General features: G+C 68.1%; 21 protein-coding genes. 14 read left to right on the top strand and 7 right to left on the bottom strand.

The window, feature by feature from the left end:
* Positions 1-85: 85 nt before the first annotated feature.
* Complete coding sequence (locus tag jaqu_RS09010) at positions 86-634, bottom strand: TlpA family protein disulfide reductase (protein ID WP_043918644.1); 549 nt, start codon at positions 632-634, stop codon at positions 86-88.
* Here jaqu_RS09010 and argH point away from each other — a divergent pair.
* The 7 genes from argH (at position 633) to jaqu_RS09040 (ending at position 6,417) form a co-directional block, all read left to right on the top strand.
* Positions 633-2,021, top strand: a complete 1,389-nt coding sequence (gene argH / locus jaqu_RS09015; protein ID WP_043918645.1) for an argininosuccinate lyase — start codon at positions 633-635, stop codon at positions 2,019-2,021. The two genes, jaqu_RS09010 and argH, sit on opposite strands and share 2 nt — an antisense overlap.
* A complete protein-coding gene (locus jaqu_RS21350) occupies positions 2,018-2,170 on the top strand; it encodes an argininosuccinate lyase (RefSeq protein ID WP_141134320.1) in 153 nt (50 codons plus the stop codon). Before argH ends, jaqu_RS21350 begins: the two co-directional genes overlap by 4 nt.
* A gap of 254 nt (positions 2,171-2,424) precedes the next feature.
* Positions 2,425-3,084: an HAD family hydrolase gene (locus tag jaqu_RS09020; protein WP_043918646.1), complete on the top strand. Its 660-nt coding sequence runs from the start codon at positions 2,425-2,427 to the stop codon at positions 3,082-3,084.
* Positions 3,081-3,824 (top strand): TauD/TfdA dioxygenase family protein, encoded by a 744-nt coding sequence (locus tag jaqu_RS09025; RefSeq protein ID WP_043918647.1) that lies wholly within the window; start codon positions 3,081-3,083, stop codon positions 3,822-3,824. Before jaqu_RS09020 ends, jaqu_RS09025 begins: the two co-directional genes overlap by 4 nt.
* Positions 3,825-3,944: 120 nt before the next feature.
* On the top strand, positions 3,945-4,418 hold the full coding sequence (greA, locus tag jaqu_RS09030) for a transcription elongation factor GreA (RefSeq protein ID WP_043918648.1): 474 nt from the start codon (positions 3,945-3,947) through the stop codon (positions 4,416-4,418).
* Positions 4,415-5,338, top strand: coding sequence for a hypothetical protein (locus tag jaqu_RS09035; protein WP_043918649.1), 924 nt, complete (start codon positions 4,415-4,417; stop codon positions 5,336-5,338). The genes greA and jaqu_RS09035 overlap by 4 nt, the downstream gene beginning before the upstream one ends.
* Positions 5,339-5,424: 86 nt before the next feature.
* A complete protein-coding gene (locus jaqu_RS09040) occupies positions 5,425-6,417 on the top strand; it encodes a glutathione S-transferase family protein (protein WP_043918650.1) in 993 nt (330 codons plus the stop codon).
* A gap of 15 nt (positions 6,418-6,432) precedes the next feature.
* On the opposite strand, the gene jaqu_RS09045 is transcribed toward jaqu_RS09040, so the two are convergent.
* A complete protein-coding gene (locus jaqu_RS09045) occupies positions 6,433-6,816 on the bottom strand; it encodes a hypothetical protein (RefSeq protein ID WP_052500875.1) in 384 nt (127 codons plus the stop codon).
* 166 nt (positions 6,817-6,982) lie between these two features.
* Between jaqu_RS09045 and jaqu_RS09050 the strand changes: the two genes are divergently transcribed.
* The 3 genes from jaqu_RS09050 to cbiB are packed head-to-tail and all read left to right on the top strand — an operon-like array spanning position 6,983 to position 9,310.
* On the top strand, positions 6,983-7,369 hold the full coding sequence (locus jaqu_RS09050; RefSeq protein WP_043918651.1) for a DUF1636 family protein: 387 nt from the start codon (positions 6,983-6,985) through the stop codon (positions 7,367-7,369).
* Positions 7,362-8,387, top strand: a complete 1,026-nt coding sequence (locus jaqu_RS09055; RefSeq protein WP_043918652.1) for an aminotransferase class I/II-fold pyridoxal phosphate-dependent enzyme — start codon at positions 7,362-7,364, stop codon at positions 8,385-8,387. The genes jaqu_RS09050 and jaqu_RS09055 overlap by 8 nt, the downstream gene beginning before the upstream one ends.
* Complete coding sequence (gene cbiB / locus jaqu_RS09060; protein WP_043918653.1) at positions 8,384-9,310, top strand: adenosylcobinamide-phosphate synthase CbiB; 927 nt, start codon at positions 8,384-8,386, stop codon at positions 9,308-9,310. The genes jaqu_RS09055 and cbiB overlap by 4 nt, the downstream gene beginning before the upstream one ends.
* Here the strand turns inward: cbiB and jaqu_RS09065 are convergent.
* Together jaqu_RS09065 and smc are read right to left on the bottom strand one after the other, a co-directional pair.
* Complete coding sequence (locus jaqu_RS09065) at positions 9,307-10,095, bottom strand: transglutaminase-like domain-containing protein (protein WP_043918654.1); 789 nt, start codon at positions 10,093-10,095, stop codon at positions 9,307-9,309. The two genes, cbiB and jaqu_RS09065, sit on opposite strands and share 4 nt — an antisense overlap.
* A 23-nt stretch (positions 10,096-10,118) precedes the next feature.
* Positions 10,119-13,571, bottom strand: a complete 3,453-nt coding sequence (smc, locus tag jaqu_RS09070; protein WP_043918655.1) for a chromosome segregation protein SMC — start codon at positions 13,569-13,571, stop codon at positions 10,119-10,121.
* A gap of 306 nt (positions 13,572-13,877) precedes the next feature.
* On the opposite strand from smc, the gene jaqu_RS09075 reads away from it, so the two are divergent.
* Complete coding sequence (locus jaqu_RS09075) at positions 13,878-14,378, top strand: Lrp/AsnC family transcriptional regulator (protein WP_043918656.1); 501 nt, start codon at positions 13,878-13,880, stop codon at positions 14,376-14,378.
* Positions 14,379-14,423: 45 nt separating this feature from the next.
* Here the strand turns inward: jaqu_RS09075 and jaqu_RS20610 are convergent, their stop codons facing one another.
* Together jaqu_RS20610 and hemC are read right to left on the bottom strand one after the other, a co-directional pair.
* Positions 14,424-15,158 carry a Hint domain-containing protein gene (locus jaqu_RS20610; RefSeq protein ID WP_052500876.1) on the bottom strand — a complete coding sequence of 245 codons (735 nt, stop codon included), beginning with the start codon at positions 15,156-15,158 and terminating at the stop codon, positions 14,424-14,426.
* A gap of 150 nt (positions 15,159-15,308) precedes the next feature.
* Positions 15,309-16,256: a hydroxymethylbilane synthase gene (gene hemC / locus jaqu_RS09085; RefSeq protein WP_043918657.1), complete on the bottom strand. Its 948-nt coding sequence runs from the start codon at positions 16,254-16,256 to the stop codon at positions 15,309-15,311.
* Positions 16,257-16,353: 97 nt separating this feature from the next.
* Here hemC and hemE point away from each other — a divergent pair, with 97 nt between their 5' ends.
* Together hemE and jaqu_RS09095 are read left to right on the top strand one after the other, a co-directional pair.
* On the top strand, positions 16,354-17,400 hold the full coding sequence (gene hemE / locus jaqu_RS09090) for a uroporphyrinogen decarboxylase (RefSeq protein ID WP_043918658.1): 1,047 nt from the start codon (positions 16,354-16,356) through the stop codon (positions 17,398-17,400).
* Positions 17,401-17,417: 17 nt separating this feature from the next.
* Positions 17,418-18,569 (top strand): NAD(P)/FAD-dependent oxidoreductase, encoded by a 1,152-nt coding sequence (locus jaqu_RS09095; protein ID WP_052500877.1) that lies wholly within the window; start codon positions 17,418-17,420, stop codon positions 18,567-18,569.
* A gap of 93 nt (positions 18,570-18,662) precedes the next feature.
* Here the strand turns inward: jaqu_RS09095 and hemF are convergent, their stop codons facing one another.
* The gene (hemF, locus tag jaqu_RS09100) at positions 18,663-19,562 is read right to left on the bottom strand and encodes an oxygen-dependent coproporphyrinogen oxidase (protein WP_043918659.1); all 900 of its coding nucleotides are present in this window, start codon (positions 19,560-19,562) and stop codon (positions 18,663-18,665) included.
* Between the two features lie 264 nt (positions 19,563-19,826).
* On the opposite strand from hemF, the gene jaqu_RS09105 reads away from it, so the two are divergent.
* Entirely contained in the window at positions 19,827-21,071 is a 1,245-nt protein-coding gene (locus tag jaqu_RS09105; RefSeq protein ID WP_236687827.1) for a D-alanyl-D-alanine carboxypeptidase family protein, read from the top strand.
* Positions 21,072-21,086: the final 15 nt, after the last annotated feature.

A 21,086-nucleotide genomic window follows, 5' to 3' on the forward strand; every position in this document is an offset into this window, starting at 1 on the left:
ATCGGAGGGGCACAGGCTCCGTTCAAGACCCCGGTCAGGTCCGGCCCCTCTATCCCGATACCGCGATCTGAGGCGCCAGTGCCGCCTAGTCCGCCAAAGCCCGGATCACGGCCAGCATATCCTCCGATGCCCAATCGGCTTCGCCCTGCTTCGACGCGATGACCCGGCCGTCAGCACCCAGCACAACGGTATGGGGCAGACCCTTCACGCCCAGCCCCCGTGCCAGATCGGTCGAAACGTCACGATGGAGCGGCAGGGAGGTTATGCCAGCCTCCTCCCAGAACATCTTCATCGCGGCCGGGTTGTGGCGCCCGAATGCCATGGTCACGACGTCGATGCCCTCTCCGTCCACGGTCTCGTCCAACGTCTGCAGCGACGGCATCTCGGCCCGGCATGGCGCGCACCATGTGGCCCAGAAGTTCAGGACGACCACCTGCCCCGCATGGTCCGACAGATCCGCCGCCTCGCCCTCGAAGGTCTGGTATGCCGTCACCTCGGGCGGGAACGGCGCCGGGAAATCCATCTCGACGCCGCGCGCCTCGGCTTCGGCGCGTCCCTCCGCCTGCCCGGCCACCGCGGGGGTGGCGAGCGCGAGGGCGGCGGTGTAGGCGGCGACGGACAGGAGAATACGCATGGTCAAGCAATCCAACCAAATGTGGGGCGGCCGGTTCCAGGAAGGGCCGGACGCGATCATGGAGGCCATCAACGCCTCTATCGGCTTCGACCGCCGCATGGCGCGCCAGGACATCGAGGGCAGCCGCGCCCATGCCGCCATGCTGGCGGCGACGGGTATCGTCTCGGATAAGGATGCCGAGGCGATCCGGGAAGGCCTCCTCACGGTCTTGTCAGAGATCGAGGCGGGAACGTTCCAGTTCTCGACCGCGCTGGAAGACATCCACATGAATGTCGAGGCGCGCCTGACCGAGTTGATCGGCGCCCCGGCGGGCCGGCTCCACACGGCGCGGTCGCGCAACGATCAGGTGGCGCTCGACTTCCGCATGTGGGTCCGGGACCAGGCCGATGCGGCCGTCGACGCCCTGCCCCGCCTCATCGCCGCATTGGTGGACCAGGCCGAGGCGGGGGCCGACTGGGTGATGCCGGGCTTCACTCACCTCCAGACGGCGCAGCCCGTGACCTGGGGGCACCACATGCTGGCCTATGCGGAGATGTTCCATCGCGATCTCGGGCGTTTCCGGGATGCCCGCGCGCGAATGAACGAATGCCCGCTCGGCACGGCGGCCCTGGCGGGCACATCCTTCCCCATCGACCGCGAGATGACGGCGAAGGCCTTGGGCTTCGACCGGCCGGCGGCCAATTCGCTCGACGCCGTCTCCGACCGCGACTTCGCGCTGGAGTTCCTGTCCGCCGCCTCGATTTGTGCGATGCACCTCTCGCGGCTGGCCGAAGAGCTGGTGATCTGGTCCAGCGCGCAGTTCCGCTTCGTGCGGCTCTCGGATCGCTGGTCGACCGGGTCCAGCATCATGCCGCAGAAGCGCAACCCCGACGCGGCGGAATTGCTGCGCGCCAAGCTGGGCCGCATTCTGGGGGCGAATGTCGCGTTGTTTACGGTGATGAAGGGGCTTCCGCTGACCTATTCCAAGGACATGCAGGAAGACAAGGAGCAGGTCTTCGACGCCGCGGACTCGCTCATGCTGGCGCTGGCGGCGATGACAGGCATGGTCTCGGACATGGCGCCCCAGCGAGAGGCGCTGGAGGCGGCCGCCTCCTCCGGATTCTCGACGGCGACGGACCTCGCCGACTGGCTTGTGAGCGAGGCGGACCTGCCCTTCCGCGAGGCGCACCACGTCACCGGCGCGCTGGTGGCGAAAGCCGAAGCCAGGGGCTGCGACCTGCCGGACCTGTCCCTGGAAGAGATGCAGGACGCGCATCCCGCGATCACCGAAGGCGTTTTCGACGTCCTTGGCGTTCACAACTCGGTGGCGTCCCGCACCTCTTATGGCGGCACGGCTCCAGACAACGTAAGGTCGCAGGTGAAACGCTGGCGCGAGGTGCTGCCATGATCCGTTCCGTCCTGCTCTTGCTCATGCTCGCCGCATGCGGTGTCGATGGCGATCCGGTTCCGCCCTCGGAGGTCGAAGACGCCGAACAGCGTCGCACCGGGATCACGATCAGCGGGACGGTCGAGGCCGGGATCGCAAGCCGTTTCTAGCGGCAGCCAATCCGCAATCCGGATCGCAACGAGTTGTCATTTCGGCTGTCGGACATCTCGCCACCATCGGGCCGCGCCTGCGGCCTCTGCCCAACGCCCCGGAGAGCCCCCATCGCGCCGAACCGGAAAGACCGGCGCGACCATGGATCACCCGTGCCGCGCGATCGAAGACGGGCTAAGCCCTTGAAGCCTTTCATGCCGCGCTAAACTCCGTATGGAACGTCCGATCGCCTTGCAGCAGGGATATCTGCGCCATGAAAGCTCTCCTCCTCGGGTCTATCGGGACCCTTTCCGACACATCCGAACTTCAGCGCCGTGCTTTCAACGAGGCATTCCGCAAGCATGACCTTCCGTGGGAATGGGACCGCGATACCTATCGCGGGATGCTGACCCAAGCCGGAGGCAAGGACCGGATCCAGCGGCAGGCCGATGCCGATGGCGTGGAGGTCGATGCCGAGGCGGTCCATCAGACGAAGTCTGATTTGTTCCAGTCCTATCTTGACGACGGAAAAGCCACCTCGCGGCCCGGGATCGTGGACCTGATCACGAAGGCCCGCGCAGCAGAGATCCCGGTGGGGCTGGTGACCACGACCTCACCGGGCAATGTCGCCGCGATCCTGCGGGCTGTCGGGCTGACGTCCGGGGATTTCGATCTGGTCCTGTCCCGCAGCGATGTCAGCGCCCCCAAGCCCGCACCCGACTGCTACCATCTGGCCTCCGCGATGCTGGCGGTCGCACCCGAAGACTGCGTCGCAGTCGAGGACAATCCAGACGGAGCGAAGGCCGCGCTGGCGGCGGGGTGCACCTGCCTCGCCTGGCCGAACGAGAACACCGCCGGACAGGATTTCGGGTCAGCCGAAATGGTCGACGACCCGCTTGAGCGGGTGTTGCCGGATACGGTCGCCGCAGAATGAGTTGGCACGCCGCACGGTGCGGTCTCGACGCGGAGGAGGTGCGTCGGGCTCTCGGCGAGACCGGGGTCGTCGTGATCGAGGGGACCGGCCTGTCGGACACCGCCTTCGCCGACTTTCTCGAAGAACTCGGTGAGATGACCTTCACCGCGGGGGAGACTCCGCTCGACCACGAACCGCGCTTGAATTTCGTCTCCAATGTCGGTCGGACCAAGCCACCGCGCAGCGTCTTCCACACGGATACGAGCTACGTGCGCCAGCCGCCCGCCTTCACCGCGCTCAAGGCGGAGCGGATCCCCGACCAGGGCGGGGAAACCGTCTTTGCGAACCAGTTCGACGCCTATGAGAGGCTTTCGCCAGATCTCAAGCTGCGGCTGAGGGGGGCGCGCGTCCTGCACCGCGTGACCGGGGTCGACCCCGGTGAGGGGCAGGAGACCGAGAGCTGGCATCCCCTCTTTCGGCGCCATCCCGTATCGGGACGCACCGCGCTGTTCCTCTCGACCCCGGAGCGATGCGTTGCTTTGGAACTGGCCGACGGGAGCCGGGCGGACGACCTGATCGCGACCCTCTTCGAGCACTCGACCGATCCGTCCCGCGAATGGCGGCACGCCTGGCGACCCGGCGACATCCTGATCTGGGACAATCGCTGCACGCTGCACAAGGGCGACCATTCCGCCGTCGTCGGCGACCGCGTCCTTCACCGGGGGATGGTGGCCGGCGAAGCGCCGCTCCCGGCGGCCTGATCGGCGACACGGTCCGACAGCTCCGTCCCCCGGTGCTGTTGCACCCGCGCGCATCGCTGGTAGTCTTGCCCGAACGAGGAGTTCGGGGGCCTTGCATGGCTCCCCCGCGGGAGAAGATCCATGGACAAGGTCCCCATGACCCCGCGCGGCATCGCCGCGCTGGAGAAGGAGTTGAAGCACCTCAAGTCCGAAGAACGGCCGGCCATCATCAAGGCGATCGCGGAGGCCCGCGAGCACGGCGACCTGTCCGAGAATGCCGAGTACCATTCCGCCCGCGAGAAGCAGGGCTTCATCGAAGGGCGCATCAAGGAGCTTGAGGGGCTGATCTCTCTCGCGGAGGTCATCGACCCTGCCAAGATGCAGGGTGACACCATCAAGTTCGGCGCGACGGTCACCCTGATCGACGAGGATACCGAAGAAGAGAAGACCTATCAGATCGTCGGCGAACCCGAAGCCGATATCGAGAACGGTCTTCTCAACATCCGCTCCCCGCTGGCCCGCGCCCTGATCGGCAAGGAAGAGGGCGATTCCGTCGAGGTGCGCACGCCCGGAGGGACCCGCGACTACGAAATCACGGCGGTCGCCTACAAGTGAACTTCCGCGCAACGATCGAAACCGCGGCACTCGGGGCGGCGCTGCTCTGGCTCGTGATCGGGGGATGGGTGCTCTTCGCCCCGTCGGATGAGGGAAGCTGGATTGCGAGGGCCGATCCGATCGTCATCCTGATCGTGCTGCTCGGCCTGATGCTGCCCCTTGCCCTGTGCCTTCTCGTCATCTCCGCGACGCGTCGCCTGCGCGAGTTGAGGGGGCAGACGGTCATGTTACGGCGCGCGGTCGACAACCTCCGCATGAGCTATCTGGAGACGCGGGACACGCCCCAACCCGATCTGGTTGCGCGGCTCGACGGGCTCGACCGCTTGCGCACCCTGCTTGAGACGCGGATCGCGACCGAGGCGCGCCCTGCCGCGCAGGCTGCGCCGGCCCGTTCTGCGATGCCGGCCCCGCAACCCGCGCTCGCATTGGAGACCGGGGCACGAGAGGATGAGCTGACGCCAGCCGAACTGGTTCGGGCACTCCATTTTCCGGACAACGAGAACGATACCGAAGGGTTCGACGTGCTCCGCCGGGCCCTGCGGCATCCACCGACCGCACAGGTTGTGTCGGCTGCGCAGGATGCCCTGACGCTCCTGTCGCAGGACGGGATCTACGTGGACGATTTCGACATGGACGCGCAGGATCCGTCGATCTGGCGCGCCTTCGCCGACGGGACGCGTGGGGCGGAGACAAACGAGATGGGGGCGATCCACGACCGATCCGCCCTTGCCCTCGCCTCGGCCCGGATGCGCGACGATCCCGAATTCCGGGAGACGGCCCATCGCTTCCTGATGGCGTTCGACCGGATGCTCGCGGATCTCGTGGAGCGCGCGGATGACGAGGATTTCGCCGCCCTTTCGCGGACCCGCTCGGCGCGCGCCTTCATGCTCCTGGGGCGTGTCGCAGGCACCTTCGGCTGAGCCGCACTGCGCCTGTGCGCCTTTGCGCGTAACCGATCGCGGCATCATCGGTTATCTGTCCTTCAGACCGAATGGAGGACCTTCCGATGGGCCAACTTGTCGACGGCGTCTGGCATGACGACTGGTATGATACGAAATCCAGCGGGGGGAAGTTCGTCCGCTCGACCGCGAGCTTCCGGAACTGGGTCACGGCGGACGGCTCAGCCGGCCCTTCGGGAGATGGCGGCTTCGAGGCCGAGGCGGGGCGGTATCATCTCTATGTCTCGCTCGCCTGTCCCTGGGCACACCGCACCCTGATCGCGAGGACGCTGGAAGGGCTGGAAGAGATGATCGACGTCTCGGTCGTCCACCCGGACATGCTGAGTGACGGCTGGACCTTCGAGACGAACTACCCGGCTGCGACGGGCGACCGCCTGTACGGATCCCCGTTCCTTCGCGACATCTACACCCGCGCCAAGCCCGATGTCTCGGGGCGCGTCACCGTTCCGATCCTGTGGGACACGAAACGGGAGACCATCGTGTCGAACGAGTCCTCCGAGATCATCCGGATGCTCGATACCGCTTTCGATCACCTGAAGACCGGCGCGATCGACCTCTATCCCGCCCCGCTCCGCGAGGAAATCGACCGGGTGAACGCCCGCGTCTACGAGCAGGTCAATAACGGCGTCTACAAGTCCGGCTTCGCGACCACGCAATCCGCCTACGAAGAAGCCGTGACCGACCTCTTCGACGGTCTGGACTGGCTGGAAGATCTGCTGGGCCAGAGGCGTTATCTTGCCGGGGATGTCGTGACCGAAGCCGATTGGCGCCTGTTCACGACCCTCGTCCGGTTCGACGCCGTCTATCACGGTCACTTCAAGTGCAGCCGCAGACGGCTGGTCGATTACCCGAGGCTCTGGCCCTACACGCGCGAGCTGTTTCACGTTCCGGGCATCGCCGAGACGGTCAATTTCGATCACATCCGCCGCCATTACCATTTCAGCCACGAGACGATAAATCCCCACCGGATCGTACCCATCGCACCGGATATCGACTGGGACGAACCCCACGGGCGCGGGGAAACCCGGCTCGCCGCCTGAACCGATCGGGCGGCCTCAGGCGGCCGCCCTGACATGGTGCGATACGACGGCGTGGACGTCCTCGGCCTGCATCCGCAGAGTGATGGCGCCCGCCGTGTTCGCTGAGTGAGCGAAGATCGAGCCGTCCGCGAACTCCCCGGATCTGGACATCTCCCACAGCACCCGGGCCTGAGGGCGGCGGTAATTCGCATAATCGGCAACCGCCAGCGGGCTGCCGGCACGCATCTCGACATTGATGACAATGACCGCGACAGGCATCTGCTGCAGGATCGCGACCGCTCCGGCCTGATCGTGAACTTCGAAGAGGGCGAACCCCATCTCCCGCCCCTGCTCCGCCCGCAAGCGCTCGGATATGGCTGTGCTGACCCCGACGGTCAGAACAAGCGGTTTGCCGTTCATCGCAGTCTCCCTCTCGATTGCCCGAAGGCTGTCGATCCGTTTTTTGGGGCCGCATGGTTAAGCGAGGGTTAAACAATTCCGGAGACCGGCAGGTGTGGCAAGACACCGCCCATTGCGCTCGCGCGGGCAAGGTGCGTTAACGCCTGCGCGATCCGGGGAGAGGTGCATGTTGACCACAATCACCGTCTGCGACACCTGCAAGCGCGAAGGGTGGAACGCCGAGTCCGGACAGACCGACGGAGAGATCCTCGCATCGCTGATCGAGCGGGCGGCCGACGGTCTCGACGGCATCACTGTCAGACGGCATTCCTGTCTGATGGGCTGTTCGTCGGCATGCAACGTCGCGCTGCAGGCGGACGGAAAGATGGCCTACACGTTGGGCGGGTTCGATCCCACCTCCGATGCGGCCGACGGCATCGTCGAATATGCGTCGCTCCATGCACGCGAGAAAACTGGCATCGTGGCGTATCGAGACTGGCCCGAGGCGATCAACGGCCATTTCGTGACCCGCCATCCGCCCCTGCCCGACGCGTCGGCCGATCCCGATGACTGAACCGTCCGGCGGGCGCGAGCATGGCGGTGGCCTCGACGCGGCCATCGACCGATGGGGCGGGACGCGCGACGCGTGGATCGACCTGTCTACGGGCATCAACCCTGTGCCGTACCCGATTTCCGATCTGGACCCGTATTGCTGGACCGCGTTGCCTGACCGGGCGGCGCATGACCGTCTGGTCCGGGCCGCGCGCGAATTCTGGGACGTGCCGAGCGAGGCGGAGATCCTGCCCACACCCGGCGCTTCGGCACTGATCGCGCGCCTGCCGGGCCTGATCCCGGGTCCCGGCGAGTTCGTCGTCGATCCTCACAGCTACGGTGAATGGCGCGCGGCCTTCCTGGCGTCCGGCTGGCAGCCGCATGTCGCCACGCAACACGACGCCGGCATCCCGCATGCCGAGGTCTCCGTCCATCCGGACAACCCCACCGGCATCTATGCCCCCGGACCGGACCGTGCGAGCTTCGGCCCGGCCTCCTGTACCGACGGCCCGTACGAAGGGTTCACCGCCATCTATGATGAGAGTTTCGCGGATTGCGTCGACCCCAAGGACAGCTTGGTCTGGACGACGCGTTCGCCGGCTTTCGTCGTCGTGAAAAGCTTCGGCAAGTTCTGGGGGCTCGCCGGGCTACGGCTTGGCTTTCTGATCGGGTCGCCGGGCCTCGTGGCTCGGATGGCAGAGGCGCTGGGCCCATGGCCTGTCTCGGGGCCCGCCCTCGCGATCGGCGCCGCAGCACTGGAGGATCGGGCCTGGGCCGAAGAGACGCGGACCCGCCTCGTCCGCGACGCGGCCCGGTTGGACGACCTGATGTGCGGGGCGGGGATGCATCGCGAGGTTCTGGGAACCCCGCTCTTTCGAACCTACACCGTGCCCGGATTCGGGGCGGCGGCCGACTGGCAGGAAAGGCTGGCCCGGCAGCGCATCTGGAGCCGGACCTTCTCGCATAGTCCCGCATTGCTGCGGCTTGGCCTGCCGGATCCCGACGATTGGTCGAGGCTTGAAACTGCGCTGGCGGCTTGACGCTTTCGCTGGCTCTTCTACTCGACGCCCTTCTGGGCGAGCCGGACTGGCTCTGGCGGCGCCTGCCCCATCCGGCGGTTCTGATGGGCCGCGCGGTCGAGGCGCTGGACGCGCGCTGGAACCACGCAGACGCACGGCGGTGGAAGGGGATCGCGGCCCTCGCGATCCTCGTGGGCACCGCAGGTTTCGTCGGTTGGACGCTCGCCGCCTTACACCCGGCGCTTGAGTTGCTGGTCGCAGCGGTCCTGCTGGCCCAGCGGAGCCTCGTCGAACACGTCCGCGCGGTCGCCCGCGCCTTGGCCATCGGCTTGCCCGCAGGCCGCAAGGCGGTCGCCATGATAGTCGGGCGGGACACGGCCGATATGGACGAACAGGCGGTCGCGAGGGCGGCGATCGAGAGCGCAGCGGAGAACCTGTCTGACGGCGTGATCGCCCCCGCCTTCTGGTTCGCCGTCGGGGGGCTGCCTGCGATGGCCGCCTACAAGATGGTGAACACCGCGGACTCGACGGTCGGATACCGCACCCCGCGTCACGCCGATTTCGGTTGGGCGTCGGCCCGGCTGGACGACGTTCTCAACTGGATCCCGGCCCGGCTGACGGCAGGGTTCATCCTTCTGTCGACCCGGACATCGGGGGCCGGGCTCTCGGCCGACTCTCGGCTGCATCGCTCTCCCAACGCGGGCTGGCCCGAGGCGGCGATGGCGCGGGCCCTGAATGTGGCGCTGGCCGGACCCCGCAGCTACGACGGCACGCCGCGAGACTTTCCCTGGGTCCATCCCGAAGGTCGTCGAGACCCCGGCAGGGCCGAGATCGACGGGGCCGTCCGCGTCCTCTGGCGCACCTGGCTGGCCGCCCTGCTCTGCGTCGCCATTTGGGAAGCGGCTCCGCATGTGCTCTTCTTCTTGGCGGCGCTTGCGATCTAGGCTGGGCCGAGGCGGCGGACCGACACACTCTGCTCGATCAGGGCCGCCGCGCCGATCACGGTCAGGAATGAGACATCGGCGGCGTCCCGCCCCACCCCGATCAGCGCCATGTTCGACGGCTTGGCCATCCCGGTCGGGTCGATGAAATGCCACGCCCCGTCCAGCCAGACCTGCGCGACCGCGTGGAAATCCGGAGGATCGACGTCAGGCGCATAGACGCTGGCCATCCGCGCCGGGAGCGATGCCGCGCGTGCGAGCGCGATGAAGACATGAGCGTAATCCCGACAGACGCCCCTGCGCGACATGAACGTCTCGTAGGCCGTCGTGGTGGGGCCGCTCGCGCCGGGAATGTAGGCGAAGTTGGCTTCGATCCAGTCCCGGATGGCGACCGCAAGCGCACCGCCTACCAGATCGGCGAACTTGTCGTCCATCAGCCCCTCGAAAAGGTCCGAGACGGCGTAGCGGGACGGCATCAGATAGGATGTCACCTCGGCTGGCAGGGCGCGAGGGTCGGTCGGGGGAAGACCCCGGAGATCCCGGTCAGGGCGCGTCACCTCTACCTCGGCCAGGTGGGTGATGCCGAGTTGTCCTGCGGCCCCCATCCAGGCCCGGGTGCCCACGCCGCCCTCGGCGGCGATCCTGACGAATCCGTCCACCGGCGTGGTGGAGAGGCTTTCGGAAAGAATGTCCTGCCCTTCCGCGTGGGCGACCTCGATCTGCAACAGGCAGTCGCAGGGCGCCGCCATCTCGTAGGTCATGCGGGAGTCTATGGCGAGCCGGGTCATATGGCGAAGCTAGCGCGGGCGGCTCAGGCCACCAGCGCTTCGGCCTTCTTCAGGTCCACGCTGACAAGCTGGCTCACCCCCTGTTCGACCATCGTCACCCCGAAAAGGCGGTCCATCCGCGCCATCGTCACGGCGTGGTGCGTGATGATCAGGAACCGCGTGTCGGTCCGGCGCGTCATCTCGTCCAGCATGTCGCAGAACCTCGTGACGTTCGCATCGTCCAACGGCGCATCTACCTCGTCGAGCACACAGATCGGCGCCGGGTTCGCGAGGAAAACGGCGAAGATGAGGGCCAGCGCCGTCAGCGTCTGCTCCCCTCCGGACAAGAGCGACAAGGTCGACAGCTTCTTGCCGGGCGGTTGGCACATGATTTCAAGCCCCGCCTCCAGCGGGTCGTCCGACTCCACCAGTTCCAGCCGCGCCTCGCCGCCTTGAAAGAGATGCCGGAAGAGCAGCGAGAAGTTCGCGTTCACCGTCCCGAACGCATCCATAAGACGCTGCCGCCCCTCCTTGTTCAGGGCCGCGATGCCGGCCCGCAACTCGGCGATGGCCGCTTCGAGATCGGCCTTCTCGGCAACGAGATTATCGTGCTCGGCCGACACTTCCTTGGCGTCCTCCTCGGCCCGCAGATTGACCGCGCCCAAGGCGTCGCGCTGGCGCTTCAGGCGGGCGACATCGGCCTCAAGGCGGTCGACGGGCAAGTCATCCGGCACTTCGTCGAGGGACTCGAGCAATCGTTCGGGCGTGATTTCCATCGCCTCGCGGATCCGGTCGACGGCCGTCTGGAGGCTCTCGTCGGCAGCCTCCAGACGGGCCTGCGCGGCGGCGCGGCCTTCACGCGCCTCGCCCGCGGCCCGCTCTGCATCGCGTTCGGCCAATTGCGCCTCGCGCAGGGCCGTCTCGCCCTCGGCCAAGGCATCCGCCGCCGCCTTCCGGCGCGTGGTCGCCCTCTCCAATTCGTCATGCAGCTTCGCCGCCTCGGCCGCGACCTGTTCCGGCACCGCTCGGGCGGCTTTCAATTCGGTCGCCGTCGCCTCGCGACGATCGGACAGCTCTCTCGTGCGGTTGCCCGCGTTCTCTCGACGGCCCGTCCAATCCGAAAGCTCGCGCGTCACGGTGGCGAGGCGCTTGGCGCGCGCTTCGGCCTCCCGCTTGATCTCGTCGGCTTGTGCGCGGCGGGACATCATCGCCATGCGCGCGGCCTCGACGGTCTGGCGCATCGTCTCCAACGCGGCCCGCGCGCCCTCGAGCGGTGGCAAGTCGCGCAGGGCCGCCTGTGCCTCGCGCGCCGCCTCCTTGGCCTCCAGCCCGTCGGCATCCAGCCGACCCGTCGCCATCTGCGCCGTCTCGAGCTTTGAGGCGGCAAGCCCGCGCTCGCCTTCAAGGCGGGCAAGCTTGCGCCCCGCTTCGGTCGCGGCCCGGTCGGCGGCGCGCAACCTGTCCCGAGGCGCGGCCTCGGCCGCGCGCCGCCGTTCCAGCGTCTTGGACAAGGCCTCGTGCGCGGCGCGGGTCCCGTCGGCGCGACTTTCGGCTTCCTCGAGATCCCGTCTCAGGGAAGACAACCGGTTCACCTGCTGGAGCCGCAAGGCCGCTGCCGAAGGAGCGGCTTCTGCCGAGGCGCGATAGCCGTCCCAGCGCCACAGATCCCCATCGGTCGAGACCAGCACTTGCCCCGGCAGAAGGCGGGGCTGCATCTGCGCCGCTTCCTCGGGGTCGATCAGCCCGATCTGTCCCAGACGGCGGGCCAGAACGTCGGGGGCCTCGACCTGAGGTGCCAGCGCCTCGATCCCGTCTGGCAGCGGCTGCGGCCGGTCATAGGGGGCGAGGGTCACCCACCCGGTCTCCGCCTCCCGGTCGGCTTCGGAGACACGCAGATCCTCGCCGACGGCGGCCCCGAGCGCCGCTTCGTAGCCGGGCGACACCGTCAACCTGTCCAGAAGCGGTTCGCCCTCGCCATCGTCCCGGGACAGAAGGTTGGCCAAGGCCCCCACCTCGGCGCGAAGCGTCGAGGCGGCGCCCTCCGCCTCGGCACGCTGGGTGCGGGCGCGGCCCTCCTCTTCCTGCGCGGTCTCGCGTGCGGCCTCGGCCGCCTCCAGGGCCGCCTCGGCCTCCGTCGCTCCGGCCTGTGCCTCGGTCCGCTCCGCCTGAGCGGCTTCCTGAGCGGCGTCGGCCTCCGCCAGCGTCCGGCGGGCAATCGCGGCCTGCGCCTCGGCACGCTCACGCTCCGCCTCGACGCGCGTGACACGCGCTTGCGCGTCTTCGGCCATGCGGTTCGCGGATTGGTGACGGGCCGACAGGCGGGCCATGTCCTCCGTGAGCTGAGCCAGCTCTTCCTCGCGGTCTTGCAGGATACGGGCGGCTTCGTGCGCTTCGGCCTGTGCGGTCGCCAGTTCCTCGCCCTCGCCCGATCCGGCCTGCTCCAGCGATTCGGTTTCGGCGGTCAGACGCGCGATGCTCTCGGCGGCATCCCGGCCCAGTATCTCCTCGCGCTCCGCATCGGCATCGAGTTGCCGGGCGCGGGCTTCCAGAGCCTCGATCGTCGACCGCGCCCGGGTCTCGCGCTCTTCCAGCGTGTCGCGGGCGACCTGCAAGCGTTGCAGGACCGCACCGGCGACGGCCTCCTCCTCCCGGAGCGGTGGCATCGCCTCCTCGGCGGCGCCACGTGCGCGGCCCGCCGCGACGGCCTCACGCTCGGCGCTCGCGGCTCCGGTCGCAGCGTTCCGCAGGGCCGCATCCGCCGCCGCGCGCGCCGCATCCGCCTCGCGCCAGCGCGCATAAAGCAGAAGACCTTCGGCGCGGCGGAGCGCCTCTCCGATCTCGCGGTACCGTGCGGCCTGACGGGCCTGGCGGGCCAGCGACGCGAGTTGCGCCGCAAGCTGCTCGATCACGTCATCGACCCGCGCGAGGTTCGTCTCGGCTCCGTTCAGTTTCAACTCCGCCTCGTGGCGGCGCGCATAAAGCCCGCTGATCCCGGCTGCCTCTTCGAGGATCCGACGCCGACGCTGCGGCTTGGCGTTGATCAATTCGCTGATCTGGCCCTGCCGCACCAGAGCGGGCGAATGCGCGCCCGTCGAGGCGTCCGCGAACAGCATCTGCACGTCGCGCGCCCTGACATCCTTGCCGTTCAGCTTGTAGGCGCTGCCCGCATCCCGCGTGATCCGGCGCACCACATCAAGCGCGTCGGCGTCGTTGAAAGCGGCAGGCGCGGTCCGGTCCGCATTGTCCAGCGCCAGCGTCACCTCCGCGAAGTTGCGGGCCGGGCGGCTTGCCGCGCCGGCGAAGATGACGTCCTCCATTCCACCGCCGCGCATCGCGGTCGGGCGGTTCTCACCCATGACCCAGCGCAAGGCTTCCAGAAGGTTCGACTTGCCGCAGCCATTGGGGCCGACCACGCCCGTCAGCCCGTCCGCGATCACCAGATCGGTCGGATCCACGAAGCTCTTGAAGCCGTGTAGCCTGAGTCGCGTGAAGCGCACCGGCTGCCCCCTGCCTTGCGTTCAGGCGATTTGGACGGCGCGGACGGCCGCGGTCAAGTCATCGCCACCCGATTTCGCGGATCAGGCGGCGTTCTCCACAAGATATGCCGGCTTGTATGTGAGGGACGGCTCTCGACCTGCTGCGGCCATCGCACAGGAGATCCGCGCACAGTCTGTCGGTCACACGCGTAGGCATCCTCCGGAAGGTAATCACGCGGAAACTTAATTACGCCTCCGAGAAATTTTGTTGCGCTCAGATAGCCAGCGTGACAATTATCGAAGACCTGCGCTGAACGGAACATGTGGATGCCCCTCGCCAAACTCGACCCGATCGACCGCCAGATCCTCGCCGAACTTCAGGCAGACGGGCGGATGACGAATGTCGAATTGGCCCGCCGCGTCGGGATCTCTGCTCCGCCGTGCCTCCGCCGGGTGCGTGCGCTGGAAGAGGCGGGGCTGATCCGGGGCTATCATGCCGATGTGGACGCCCGCGCATTGGGGTTCGAGGTCCAGGTCTTCGCCATGGTCAGCCTGAACCGCCAGGCCGAGAGCGACCTGTCGGCCTTCGAGGCGCAAGCCCGCGAATGGCCGCTCGTGCGCGAGTGCCACATGCTGAACGGCGAGATCGACTTCATCCTGAAATGCGTCGCACCCGACCTGTCCACGTTCCAGTCATTCCTGACCGGTCAACTGACGTCCGCCGAGAACGTGGCCAGCGTAAAGACGTCGCTGGTCATCCGGGGGGCGAAGGACGAACCGGGCGTCCCGTTCGACGTGCTGGAAGATCGCCTCGCTGTCGAAGCCTGAAGGACGCCGCGACGACGGGGTCGATCCGCGCGCGCCGCGCGTGCCTCAGAGCAACCGCAGCGTCTGCGCCTCGACATCGCTCAGATAGGGGATGCGTGCCGAGCCAAAACCGTCTTCGGCAAGCGGCGGTATTAGTTGCCGCAGCGCGTCCAGCATGGCGGGCGTCACGCGCCGCATCATGTCCCGCGCCGGGTGCCAGGCCTCGACGGCCATCCCGTCGATCATGACGGCCGCCTGCCCGTCACAGGCGATGCCATAGGTCGTCACGTCCCCGGGCGGCATCAGGGCGATCACGCCGAGCGCGTCTTCGAAGGCCGCGATCGGCGCGAAGGCCGCATCCTGGCCGACGAGGGTCCGGCAGCGATCCGACTGGATCAGGATGCGGGCGGACCCTCCCAGGACGACATCGCCGACGGGGCGATCCCGCCCGAAAGCCGACGAGCCGATGCGGAACAGCGTCGGACGGATCGGGGCGGTCGCCGGGAAACACCTCGATCCGACCCAGCGAACCGTGGCGCTGCCTTCCGGGGTCAACACCCGATCCCCGGGCAGGAGATCCTCGACGGCGGATTGCCCGCGCGGCGTGTCGATGGGCGTGCCGCGGGCGAACAGCGTCACCGCGCCCTCGATCACGTCATGGGCAGGAAGCGTGAGGGTCTTCCACTTGTCCGCGCCCTGCGCATCGAGCCAACTGAAATCGTAGGTGACCTGCTCTGGCTCGACCAGGCGAGCGGGCGTCACAGGGGCGAAAGAGGTCGGCGGGCGCTGATAGGCGGTCATCGGGCAGGCGGCGTCCAGTGTTGCGGCCCCCACCGCTGGTCGCAACGTGCCTCGCGGGTTGCTTAATCCGCAAGCACGGATTCGGAAACAATGGGTTTCTGCCGGCTGGACCTGCCGCAAGCGCGCAACCGTCGGCGAGCGGCGGCGGCCCTAGACCTCGGCGCGCCAGTCGAAAAAGCCGGCCGGCGCCCGGTCCAGCAGTTTCGCCCCGAGTTCCATGCCCAGGGCCGGCCCGTCCGAAGCACCGGCCTCGCCCGCTTCGGTCAGAACGTCGGACCCGTCGGGCCGCAGGATCTCGCATCGGAAAGCGATCTTTCCTCCCTCCAGATCCGCCAGTCCGGCAATCGGCGTCTCGCAGGATCCGTCGACCTTGCGCAGGAATGCCCGCTCGCACGCGATCCGCAGCCCGGTGTCCCGGTGGTGGATCGCCTCGAGCATCTCTGCGGCCCGGCTGTCGTCGACGCGCCGTTCGATCCCGATGGCGCCCTGCGCCACGGCGGGCAGCATGTCGGACGTCTCCACGGCCGTTCGCGGCACGTCCTCCATGCCGAGCCGGTTCAGCCCCGCCATGGCCAGAAAGGTCGCCTCGGCCACGCCGTCGCGCAACTTGGCCATCCGCGTCTGCACGTTGCCCCTGAACTCGACAACCTTGAGATCGGGGCGCCGCTGGGCGAGCTGCGCACGCCTGCGCAGCGACGATGTCCCCACCACCGTGCCCTCGGCCAGATCGCCGAACCCCCGCCCGTCCAGCGTGACGAAAGCATCGCGTACGTCCTCGCGCGGCAGGAACGTGTCCAGCACCAACCCGTCTGGCTGAAGCGTCGGCATGTCCTTGGTGGAATGCACGGCGATATCGAGCGAGCCGTCCAGAAGCGCCTCCTCGATCTCGCGTGTGAAAAGCCCCTTGCCCCCGATCTCCTTCAGCGGGCGGTCGAGTACGCGGTCCCCCGTCGTCTTGATGACGACGATCTCGAACGCCTCTTCGACCAGATCCCACGCCTCCATAAGCCGGGCACGGGTCTCGTGTGCCTGGGCCAGCGCGAGCGGGGATCCCCGGGTGCCGATGCGAAACGGAGAGGCGGGGGTGGGCTTGCGCATGGATCGGTCCGTCTGTCAGGCGGGATTGACACATGCCCCGCGATTGACACTCTGACCAGAGGTCCCCACACCCTGTCCAGACCCGATCGGAGGCCAGATGACCAAACCCCTGCTTCGCGCCCTCGCCGGAGAGCGTCTGCCCGTGCCCCCCGCCTGGATGATGCGGCAGGCCGGGCGCTACCTGCCGGAATACCGCGCCACGCGCGAGCAGGCGGGCGACTTCCTCAGCCTGTGCTACAATCCCGACCTCGCCACCGAGGTCACGCTTCAGCCGATCCGCCGCTACGCTTTCGACGCCGCGATCCTGTTCGCGGACATCCTGCTGGTACCGCAGGCCCTGGGCGCCGATCTTTGGTTCGTGACCGGAGAGGGGCCTCGCCTTTCCACGATCACGTCCGCCGACGATCTGGCCAGGCTCGGCGGCAAGGACGACATCCATGACACGCTTGCGCCGGTCTACGGCACGGTCTCCAACCTCGCCTCGGCCCTGCCGGAGAATGTCGCGCTGATTGGCTTCGCGGGCGCGCCCTGGACGGTCGCGACCTACATGATCGCGGGCCGCGGCACGCCCGACCAAGGCCCGGCCCACGCGCTGAAGGAGGAGGATCGCGGGACGTTCGAGGCGCTGATCGACCTTCTGACCGACGCGACCGTCGAATATCTCGACCGGCAGGTTCAGGCCGGCGCGGAGGTCGTGAAGATCTTCGATAGTTGGGCCGGATCGCTGACGGGCGATGACTTCGCGCACTACGCAGTCGCGCCCGCACGCCGGATCACGTCCGAGCTCAAGACGCGCCATCCGGGCTTGCCCGTCATCGCCTTCCCCCGCGGGGCAGGCGAGAAGTACGAGGGCCTGCACGCAGAGATCGGCGCCGACTGCATCGCCCTCGATGACGGCGTGATGGCGGAATGGGCGGCCGCGCACGTCCAGACCGGCGGCTGCGTGCAGGGCAACCTCGCCTCCCGCCACATGGTCAGCGGGGGGCCTGACATGGACGCAGAGATCCGACGCATCCGCGACGCGTTCTCGAACGGTCCGCATATCTTCAACCTCGGCCACGGAATCACGCCGGATGCGGATCCCGATAACGTGGCGCGCATGCTCGACGTCCTGCGCGAAGACGCGACCGTCGGCGCAGGCTAGGCCGCCCGGACCCGCACGTGGAGCGGTTCGACTTCATCGTGGTCGGCGGCGGCATGATGGGCGCCCCCTGCGCGCGCTATCTCGCCCGGGGCGGCCACTCGGTAGCCCTGGTTGCCGCCCCGGAACCGGCGTCCGTGGCGGATGGCCCCTTCGGCAGCCATTACGATGCGGGCCGGATCACCCGGCATCTCTCCCACCACGACGACTGGTCCCTGCTCAGCGCGGCCTCGATGTCTCGCTACCAGAGCCTTGAGGAGGCGTCGGGGGAACGGATTTTCACCCGGACGGGCGCCGCGATGGCCGGCTTGCGGGCGGGGCCGCTCGCCGGGTTCACCGAGGCCTTTCTGGAGATGGTTCCCTTCGTCGAGGATGCCTCGATCCTGAACGACCCGGCCGAAACGGGGTGGCACCTGCCCGCCGGATCCGTCACGGCGCTGGAAACGGGGGGCGGCTGGATCGACCCCCGCGCGATGGCCCGCGCCCAGATCGGGGGCGCTTGCAGGGCCGGGGCGGCGCTCTACCCACAGGCGGCGGTATCCCGCGACGAAACCGATATCACGCTTGCCGACGGCACGCGCCTTTCGGCTGGCCATGTCGTCGTCGCCACGGGTCCTCACGCAGCAAGCGACGGCCTCCTTCCGGCCCGCCCTGCCATGACCGTCTGGGCCCGGACAGTCGCCTTCATCGAACTCGACGAAGATCAGGCGCGCGACCTCCTCCAGCTCCCAACCCTGATCTGGGTGCCCGGCCCTGACTGGGATCACGATCTCTACGCGCTGCCTCCGATCCGCTATCCCGACGGGGTCTGGCGGATGAAGGTCGGAGGCCAGAAGGACGGGCCGACCATCGGCTCGGCGGACGAGATGCGCGACTGGTTCCACGGGACGGGCGATGCGGATGTCGGGGCGCGCCTTCTCGAAGAATTTCGCCGCGTCCTGCCGACCCATCGCGCCAAGGGTACCAGCTACGGCCCGTGCGCGGTCACGTGGACCGAGACCGGCTTTCCCTACATCGACAGCGCGGGCGCGAACGTCACGATCCTGACAGGCGGCAACGGCGCTGCCGCGAAATGCGGGGACGAACTGGGCCGTCTCGGCGCGCTGACGGCAACCGGCACCGGCATCACCGATGCGGGCTACAGGACCGACTTCCGCGCCGTCTGGATCTGACCGGTCCTCATCCTGCCGGAAATATCCCGGGGAGCGCGAGGGGCAGAGCCCCTCGCCCTGTTCAGGGAAACGCGCCGCAGGCGCACCGCTGGATCACGGCCATTTGGCTTCGGGCGGCAGGCTCATGAGCACGGCATTCGCGTCGTGCCCGGTCTCCAGCCCGAACTTCGTGCCCCGGTCGTAGACGAGGTTGTACTCGGCGTAGAGCCCCCGGTGAACGAGCTGCGCCTCCTTGTCGGCATCGCTCCAGGTCATCGCGCGACGGCGCTCCACAAGCGGCACGAAAGCGGGCAGGAAATGCCGCCCGACCGATTGGGTGAAGGCGAAGTCCGCATCCCAATCGCCAGTACTGAGATCGTCGTAGAAAATCCCGCCGACGCCCCGCGCCCGCTTCCGGTGGGGAATGTAGAAATACTCGTCGGCCCATTCCTTCAGGCGCTCATAGCGGCCGGCCTCGCCTTCACAGGCGGCTTCCATCTGGGCGTGGAAATGGGCGGTGTCTTCCTCGTAGGGGATGGCGGGGTTCAGATCCGCCCCGCCGCCGAACCAGCCGCCATGGGGCGTCCAGAACATACGGGTATTCATGTGAACGGCCGGCACGTGGGGATTGCGCATATGCGCGACGAGGCTGATCCCCGACGCCCAGAAGCGGGGATCCTCGGCCATGCCGGGCAGATCCTTGCGCGCCGCCATCGCGGCGACGGCCCGGGGGGCGAGCGTGCCGTGCACCTCGGACCAGTTCACGCCGACCTTCTCGAAGACGCGCCCGCCGCGCATCACGCTCATGATCCCGCCGCCGGCATCCGATCCGTCCTCCGAGGCGCGCTTGGTCTCGGTCACGTCGAACCGGCCGGGCGCCAGATCGGCGAAGGGGCCCTGCGCACCCGCATCCTCCAGTCCCTCGAAGGCGGAAACGATCTCGTCCCGCAGCGCGCGGAACCATGCGGCCGCGCGGGTCTTTCGCGCTGTGGATGACGGGTCGTGGTCGAGCATGTGTGGCCTCCTGCAGTTCCGGGCGATCCTAGCCGCATTCGACAGCCGATGGGACGCCTTCTTTTCGCCTCATTCGGCGCTCCGGCCTTGTGGACGGCAGACGTCGCCAATACCAGATATGCCCGCCTCGATACCGAAAGAGGTAATTTCGCGGCGGCCCGCCGAAACGGTGGATTCGGGCGGCCAGTCGGGTTATCTTTCTGGAAACGAATGCGGATCCGGGAAAACCCGGGCCGTGGGCAGTAGAGCAGGCGCATCATGAACATGCTGATCCGGGCCGTCATGGCTCTGACCGTACTCGTTTGCATGGCAGCGACCCCGTTGCGGGCCGCGCCCTATGCGGAACTCGTCATGGACGCCCGCACCGGAGAGGTGCTCCGATCGCGCAACGCCGACACGCGGCTGCATCCCGCCTCGCTGACGAAGATGATGACGCTTTACGTCGCCTTCGAGGCGGTCCGCCGGGGCGAGATCACCCTCGATACCCAGGTCCGCATCAGCAGCAACGCCGCGTCGACGCCCTACGCGATCGGGTTTCGCGCCGGGACCCGCGTGCCCCTGCGCTACCTGATGCGCGCGGCGGCGGTCCGGTCGTCCAACGACGCGGCCACTGCGATGGCCGAGGCGATCTCCGGTTCCGTCCCGGCCTTTGCGGCGCGGATGAACCGCACGGCGCGCGCGCTCGGCATGAACAGCACGACGTTCAAGAACCCCCACGGCCTGACCCAAAGCGGCCATCTCTCGACCGCGCGTGACATGACGATCATGGGGCGCCGGCTCTTCTACGACTATCCCGAATACTACAACCTCTTCGGACGCCGGACGACGAATGTCGGCATCAAGACCGTGCGCAACACGAACCGCCGGGTCCTGGACAATTATCGTGGCGCCGACGGGATCAAGACGGGCTTTACCAATGCGGCCGGGTTTAACCTCGTGGCATCGGCCGAGCGGGGCGGCGTGCGGGTGATCGCGACCGTCTTCGGCGGCCGCTCCGCCTCGACGCGCAACGCTCGCATCATCGAGCTCTTCGACATGGGTTTCGCCCGCGCGCCCAAGCACGTGGCAGAGCGCCGGCCCGCCCCGCCCGCTTATGCGGGCGCAGTCTCAGCAGGCCCGGCGGCTCCCCCCCGGTCGGCCCGTCCGATCATGCGGCCCGGCTCGGATGCCGACGCCGTCCTGATCGCCACCGCCGCGCCCGAGCAACCCACCGCCGAAGCCACCCGCGACGACGCCCCGCGCGAAGTCGTGACCCGCGCCTCGACCCAGGGCGGCCGCGTCTACGGCATCACCCTGTCCCGCCAGCCCACGCGGTCGGCCGCTGACAAGCTCCTGCTGCGCACCGCTTTGCAGGAACTCGAGGCGCTGGACGATGCGCTGCGTCAGGTCAGCCGGGTGAACGGCGGCTTCGAGCCCAGCTTCATCGGCCTCAGCCAACGCGAAGCGCAGCGCGCCTGCCTGCGCCTCCAGTCGCGGGACGTGGATTGTGCTGTGACCTTCGGGTCCTGATCCGCCGCTTCGGCC

It is taken from the genome of Jannaschia aquimarina (assembly GCF_000877395.1).
GTDB classification, from domain to species: Bacteria; Pseudomonadota; Alphaproteobacteria; order Rhodobacterales; family Rhodobacteraceae; genus Jannaschia; species Jannaschia aquimarina.